Annotated in this window: 6 protein-coding genes; 2 read left to right on the top strand and 4 right to left on the bottom strand. The window is 62.8% G+C overall.

The features are described 5' to 3' along the window. On the top strand, positions 1 to 922 hold a 922-nt coding region (locus tag EOA60_RS14460), incomplete at its 5' end, for an FAD-dependent monooxygenase (RefSeq protein ID WP_128311529.1). Positions 923 to 1,070: 148 nt separating this feature from the next. On the opposite strand, the gene EOA60_RS14455 is transcribed toward EOA60_RS14460, so the two are convergent. The 4 genes from EOA60_RS14455 to EOA60_RS14440 form a co-directional block, all read right to left on the bottom strand. Then, positions 1,071 to 1,874: an amino acid ABC transporter ATP-binding protein gene (locus EOA60_RS14455; protein WP_066997155.1), complete on the bottom strand. Its 804-nt coding sequence runs from the start codon at positions 1,872 to 1,874 to the stop codon at positions 1,071 to 1,073. A gap of 15 nt (positions 1,875 to 1,889) precedes the next feature. Further along, positions 1,890 to 3,047, bottom strand: a complete 1,158-nt coding sequence (locus EOA60_RS14450) for an amino acid ABC transporter permease (RefSeq protein ID WP_066997152.1) — start codon at positions 3,045 to 3,047, stop codon at positions 1,890 to 1,892. A gap of 4 nt (positions 3,048 to 3,051) precedes the next feature. Next, positions 3,052 to 4,239: an amino acid ABC transporter permease gene (locus EOA60_RS14445; RefSeq protein WP_095778333.1), complete on the bottom strand. Its 1,188-nt coding sequence runs from the start codon at positions 4,237 to 4,239 to the stop codon at positions 3,052 to 3,054. 62 nt (positions 4,240 to 4,301) lie between these two features. Continuing rightward, the gene (locus tag EOA60_RS14440; RefSeq protein WP_066997146.1) at positions 4,302 to 5,330 is read right to left on the bottom strand and encodes an amino acid ABC transporter substrate-binding protein; all 1,029 of its coding nucleotides are present in this window, start codon (positions 5,328 to 5,330) and stop codon (positions 4,302 to 4,304) included. Positions 5,331 to 5,909: 579 nt separating this feature from the next. On the opposite strand from EOA60_RS14440, the gene EOA60_RS14435 reads away from it, so the two are divergent. Then, positions 5,910 to 6,267, top strand: a 358-nt coding sequence (locus EOA60_RS14435) for a PLP-dependent transferase (protein WP_206628137.1), incomplete at its 3' end; no start/stop codon positions are given.

Raw genomic sequence — 6,267 nt, 5'->3', positions numbered from 1 at the left:
GCCCTATCTGGTGGCACACCGCGCCGACCTGCAGACGGCGCTGACGGCGCGGATGGCGGAGCATCCCGAGATCCAACTCCTCACCGGCGCGCGGGTGACGGACGTTGCCGTTCAGCCGCAAAACATCACCGTCACCGCCGAAACGGATAGCGGCAACATCGAGGCCGCCGGCGGCCTGCTGATCGGCGCCGACGGCGTCTGGTCGTCGGTTCGCAGGCTGCTTGCGGGTCGAGAGCCGGCTTTCGGGAAGAACCGCTTCTCGGGCGAGCTGGCCTGGCGCGCAACGGTCGCATCGACAAGCGCCGCCGGCCAGGCTTTTGCAGCAATCGCCGCCGGCGACTGCATCACCGCCTTCCTCCATCCCGGCTTCCATATGGTCGCGTATCCGGTGAGCAAGGGCAGCGCCTTCAACCTGGCCGCTTTCACCAGAGGCGATCGCATCGCCGAAGGCTGGTCCGGCCATGCGGACCCCGCCATCCTCGCCAGCGCCATGCGCGGTACGTCGCCCGCGCTGGCAAGGCTTGCCGGACTTGCCGGGCCATGGACGGCGTTTCCGATCCACACCGTCGAGCAACGTCGCTGGACGATGCCGAAGGGCGTAGCCCTGATCGGAGACGCGGCGCACGCCATGACCCCGTTCGCGGCGCAGGGCGCGGCGATGGCGATCGAGGATGCCGCGATGCTCGCCGATCTGGTCGCCGAATTCGACGGCGATCCGCGGCAGAGCCTCACCACATGGGAAAATCTCAGGCGCCCGCGCATCGAGAAGGTGCTCAGACGCGGCGCGCTCAACCGCATGGCCTGGCACGCCTGGGGCCCGGTTGCAATCGCGCGCAACCTGGTGCTGGCGACGCGCCCGGCGGAGAAGCTCGCGGGAGATTTGGACTGGCTCTATGGCTGGGAGGAGCGGAACAGGCGGTGAGGCGTTCGCTGCAGCGGTGTCCTGCACGACCGCCAATGCTACCGCGCCTCGACAACTATGGAAGGCGAGACCGGCAGCGCGCTTCACCAACCGGTCGCTCAAAAGCCCGGCCGTTGGCGGCCGGGCTTCTCGAATTGGCGTCAGAAGCTCAGTGCAGGATCTGCGACAGGAACAGTTTCGTGCGCTCATGGCGCGGATTATCGAAGAACTCGGCCGGCGTGTTCTGCTCGACGATCTGGCCCTGGTCCATGAAGATCACACGGTTGGCGACCTTGCGGGCAAAGCCCATCTCGTGGGTGACGCAAAGCATGGTCATGCCTTCCTCGGCAAGGCCAACCATCGTCTCCAGCACTTCCTTGATCATTTCCGGGTCGAGCGCCGAGGTCGGCTCGTCGAACAGCATGATGCGCGGGTTCATGCAGAGCGAGCGGGCGATCGCCACGCGCTGCTGCTGGCCGCCGGAGAGCTGTCCAGGATATTTGTTGGCCTGCTCCGGGATCTTGACGCGCTTCAGGAAATGCATGGCGATTTCCTCGGCCTGCTTCTTTGGCGTCTTGCGCACCCAGATCGGCGCCAGCGTGCAGTTCTCCAGGATTGTCAGATGCGGGAACAGGTTGAAGTGCTGGAACACCATGCCGACCTCGCGGCGCACCTCGTCGATCTTCTTCAGATCGTTGGTGAGTTCCTTGCCGTCGACGATGATCTTGCCCTTCTGGTGCTCTTCCAAGCGGTTGATGCAGCGGATCATGGTCGACTTGCCGGAGCCGGACGGACCGCAGATGACGATGCGCTCGCCGCGCATCACCTTGAGGTTGATGTCCTTCAGCACATGGAACTCGCCATACCATTTGTGCATGCCGACGATGTCGATGGCGACATCTGTCGTCGAGATGTGCATCTTCTTGGCATCGACCTTGAGGTCTTCCGCGCTGACGGCGTTTTCGGTGGCCATGGCCAATTCCCCTTTTTATCGTTTGTAGCCGGTGTCCAGCCGGCGCTCGGTATACATTGAATAGCGCGACATGCCGAAGCAGAACAGCCAGAACACGAAGGCGGCGAAGATCAAGCCGGACTTCGGGGTCTGCGGCGTCGCCCAGTTGGGATCGGAGAAATTCTGCTTCACCACGCCGAGCAGGTCGAACATCGAGATGATGAGCACCAGGCTGGTGTCCTTGAACATGCCGATGAAGGTGTTGACGATGCCGGGAATGACCAGCTTCAGCGCCTGCGGCAGCACGATCAAGCCCATCTTCTGCCAATAGCCGAGGCCGAGCGAATCGGCGCCCTCATACTGGCCCTTCGGGATCGCCTGGAGGCCGCCGCGCACCACTTCCGCCATATAGGCGGCGGCAAACAGCGACACGCCGATCAGCGCCCTGAGGTACTTGTCGAAGGTAACGCCCTCGGGAAGGAAAAGCGGCAGCATGACGCTGGCGAAGAACAGCACGGTGATCAGCGGAATGCCGCGCACCGTCTCGATGAAGACGACGCAAAGCCATTTGACGATCGGCATCTGGGAGCGACGGCCGAGCGCCAGAGCGATGCCCAGGGGCAGCGACACGGCCATACCAACGAAGGAGAGACTGAGCGTCACCAGCAGCCCACCCCAGCGCGAGGTCTCGACATGCGGCAGGCCGAACACACCGCCGACCAAAAGGAAGTGGGCGACGACCGGCAGCACGAGGAAGAGCAGGATGGCGTTCAGCCCCTTGCGCGGCACGCGCGGGATCAGCATAGGCACCAGCAACACCACGAACAGGATGGCGACCAGGATAGGCCGCCAGCGTTCCTCGATGTGATAGGTGCCGAACATGAACTGGCCGAACTTCGCGTTGACAAAAGCCCAGCAGGCGCCGGTCCAGCCGTCGGGCTGGATGCCGCCTTGCGAGACGGTGGCGCAGACCGTGCGGTCCGGCCCGGTCCACACTGCGTTTATGAAGGCCCAGTTGATGACCTGCGGCAGGATCCAGGCGACTATGGCGATGCCGAGGATGGTCAGGATAGTGTCGCCAACCGAGGCGGTCAGGTTCTTGCGCACCCAGGCATAGGCGCCGCGCTCGCCAGGAGGCGCCGGCTGCGCCAGCGTCATCTCGGTGCGCACCCAGGACATGTCGTGTTCCTGCATGGCTCTACCTCTCCACCAGCGCCATTCTGGCGTTCACCACGTTCATCACCGCAGAGGTGACGAGGCTCAGCACCAGATAGGCGATCATCATGAGAAACACGCCCTCGACCGCTTGGCCGGTCTGGTTGAGTACCGTGCCGGCGGTGGCGGTGAGATCGGGGTAGCCGATGGCGATCGCCAGCGAAGAGTTCTTGGTGAGGTTCAGATACTGGCTGGTGAGCGGCGGGATGACGATGCGCATCGCCTGCGGGATCACCACCAGGCGCAGGATCGGCCCGGAGCGTAGGCCGAGTGCAGCCGCCGCTTCGCTCTGGCCTTTGCTCACGCCCTTGATGCCGGCGCGCACGATCTCGGCGATGAAGGCGGCCGTGTAGAAGGAAAGCGCCAGCAGGAGCGACAGGAACTCAGGCTTGATCTGAAATCCGCCTGTCAAATTGAAGGTCGACTGCTTCGGGAAGTCAAAGGTAAGCGGCATGCCGGCGAGCAGGAAGGCGAGCACGGGCAGGCCGACGATCAGGGCGACCGAGGTCCAGAACACAGGAAATTGCTGGCCGGTGGCCATCTGCCGCTGGCGCGCCCGGTGCGCGACAAACCATGCCATGGCGAGCGCCACGACGAAAGCGACCAGAACCAGCCAGGAGCCGTCGCCCCAGACACCGCGCGGAAAATAGAAGCCGCGCTGGTTGAGGAAGGAGCCGAACGGCAGGTGATAGCTCTCGCGCGGCGGCGGCAGCACCGCGAGCACGCCAGAATACCAGAAGAAGATGACCAGCAGCGGCGGGATATTGCGGAAGATCTCGACATAGACCGTGCAGATCTTACGGATCAGCCAATTTTGCGATAGCCGGCCGATGCCAATGATGAAGCCGACTATGGTGGCCAGGACAATGCCGGCGGCGGCAACGATGATTGTGTTGAGCAAGCCGACGATGAGCGCACGGCCATAGGTTGCGTCCGACGTATAGGCAATCGGCGTGTCGGAGATATCGAAACCGGCCCTGTTCCTGAGGAACTGGAAGCCTGAAGCGATATGAAGGCGCTGGAGGTTCTCGATGACGTTGTTGACGATCCACCAGATCGAAACGAACAGAAGAATTACGACCAGCGTCTGAAAGAACAGGGCGCGTATTTTCGGGTCATTGATGAAGGAGCCGCGACCCGGCTCCTGCCGAAGAATTTCCTGCGAAGCCATAGACGATCCCCTGAAAAGAGAAACCGGGAGGCAGACGACCTGCCTCCCGGATCACATTTCAATCAGCGAACCGGCGGACCATATTGCAGGCCGCCCTTCGTCCACAGAGCGTTGATGCCGCGCGCGATCTTGAGCGGGCTGCCCGAGCCGACATTGCGCTCGAACATTTCGCCGTAGTTGCCGACCGCCTTGATGATGTTGACAACCCAGTCGTTGGAGAGGCCGAGATCGGCGCCGTACTTGCCATCGGGCTCAGTGCCAAGGAGGCGCTGGATGTTCGGATCGGTCGACGACTTCATCTCCTCGACATTGGCCTGCGTGATGCCGGCTTCCTCGGCATTGAGCAGCGCAAAATACGTCCACCGCGCGATATGGGCCCATTGATCGTCGCCCTGGCGCACGGCCGGACCGAGCGGTTCCTTGGAGATGATCTCGGGCAGCACGACGTGGTCGGCGGGCGAGGAGAGCGTCAGGCGGATGCCGTAAAGGCCGGACTGGTCGGTGGTGTAGGCGTCGCAGCGGCCGGAATCATAGGCGGCGTTGACCTCTTCCAGCTTCTCGAACACGACGGGGTTGTACTCCATCTTGTTCTTCTTGAAGTAGTCGGCGAGGTTGAGCTCCGTGGTGGTGCCGCTCTGCACGCAGACCGCGGCGCCCGAAAGCTGCAGTGCGGAGTTCACACCCGGCAGCTTCTTGGCGTTGATCATGAAGCCCTGGCCGTCATAATAGGTGACGCCGACAAAATCGAGGCCGAGCGCGCTGTCGCGGTTGCTCGTCCAGGTGGTGTTGCGCGAGAGGATATCGATCTCGCCCGACTGCAGGGCGGTGAAACGCTCCTTGGCGCTGAGCGGCGTGAACTTGACCTTGGAGCCGTCACCGAAGACGGCGGCCGCGACGGCGCGGCAGAAATCCGCATCGATGCCCTTCCAGTCGCCCTTGTCGTCCGGCGCCGAGAAGCCGGCGAGGCCGGTCGAGACGCCGCACTGGATGAAGCCCTTCTGCTTGACGGTGTCGAGCGTGCCGGCCGAAGCGGCGGACGCCATGAGCCCGAGCGCGGCGGCGCCAAGCATGCCCAATGCAATGTGTTTCATGACCCACAGACCCTTTTCTGTTACAGGCGCCCCTAATTGCAGGCGACGCTTGATCTTTTTTCGTTTGTGAATGCAGCTCCCACGTAGGCCCGCTCCCGGACCCGCATCGTTTCGCCGATGCACTGCCTCCCATTCACGAAACGCATCGAAGGCGATTATTCCTGTGAGGTCAAGGGAAATGACCGAATTGCGACACGTTTGAAAACCGATTGCTGCAAATCACAGAATTGCAGCCAAAAGCGCCCGCAAATTGGCCAAGAGCTGCAGCCGGGACCGGCAAGTCCGGCGCCATCGAAATTTTGGCCATTACCTGAACTCCCGCCTCTTACTACTTGTTGGCGGCAATGGAAGGACTGGCGTGATTCGTAGCGAAGAAAGGCGCGCCAGGCTGCCTCCGGCGCATCGTCGCCGGAAGCCTGCAAAGAGCACGAAAGATGAGCCGGCGACCTCTCATTTGGCCCAGCCAAACACCATCGCTTGGCGGGTTCGCAGCGGTTGCGCGACCAGTTCCATCGCTCTATGGCTGAGCCCCTGACACACTGCGACGAGCGACGAACTATGGGCGACGAGCGACGAACTATGGCGACAGACGGCAGCAACATCGGCATCAACACGCGGCTTGCGCATTCCGGCAACAACCCGCGCGACTATTTCGGCTTCGTCAATCCGCCGGTCGTGCATGCCTCGACGGTGCTTTACCCCGACGCCGCTTCGATGGCCTCGCGCAGCCAGAAATACACCTACGGGACGCGCGGCACGCCGACGATGGATGCGCTCACGCTCGCCGTCGATGCGCTGGAAGGGTCGGCCGGCACGATCGCCGTGCCGTCGGGACTGGCTGCGGTGACGATTCCCCTGCTCACCTTCGTCTCGGCCGGCGATCATGTTTTGATCGTCGATTCGGTCTATCACCCGACGCGGAATTTCGCCGATACGA

It is taken from the genome of Mesorhizobium sp. M1A.F.Ca.IN.020.06.1.1 (assembly GCF_004023265.1).
Taxonomy (GTDB): domain Bacteria; phylum Pseudomonadota; class Alphaproteobacteria; order Rhizobiales; family Rhizobiaceae; genus Mesorhizobium.
This window is presented reverse-complemented; position numbering and strand designations above follow the sequence as displayed.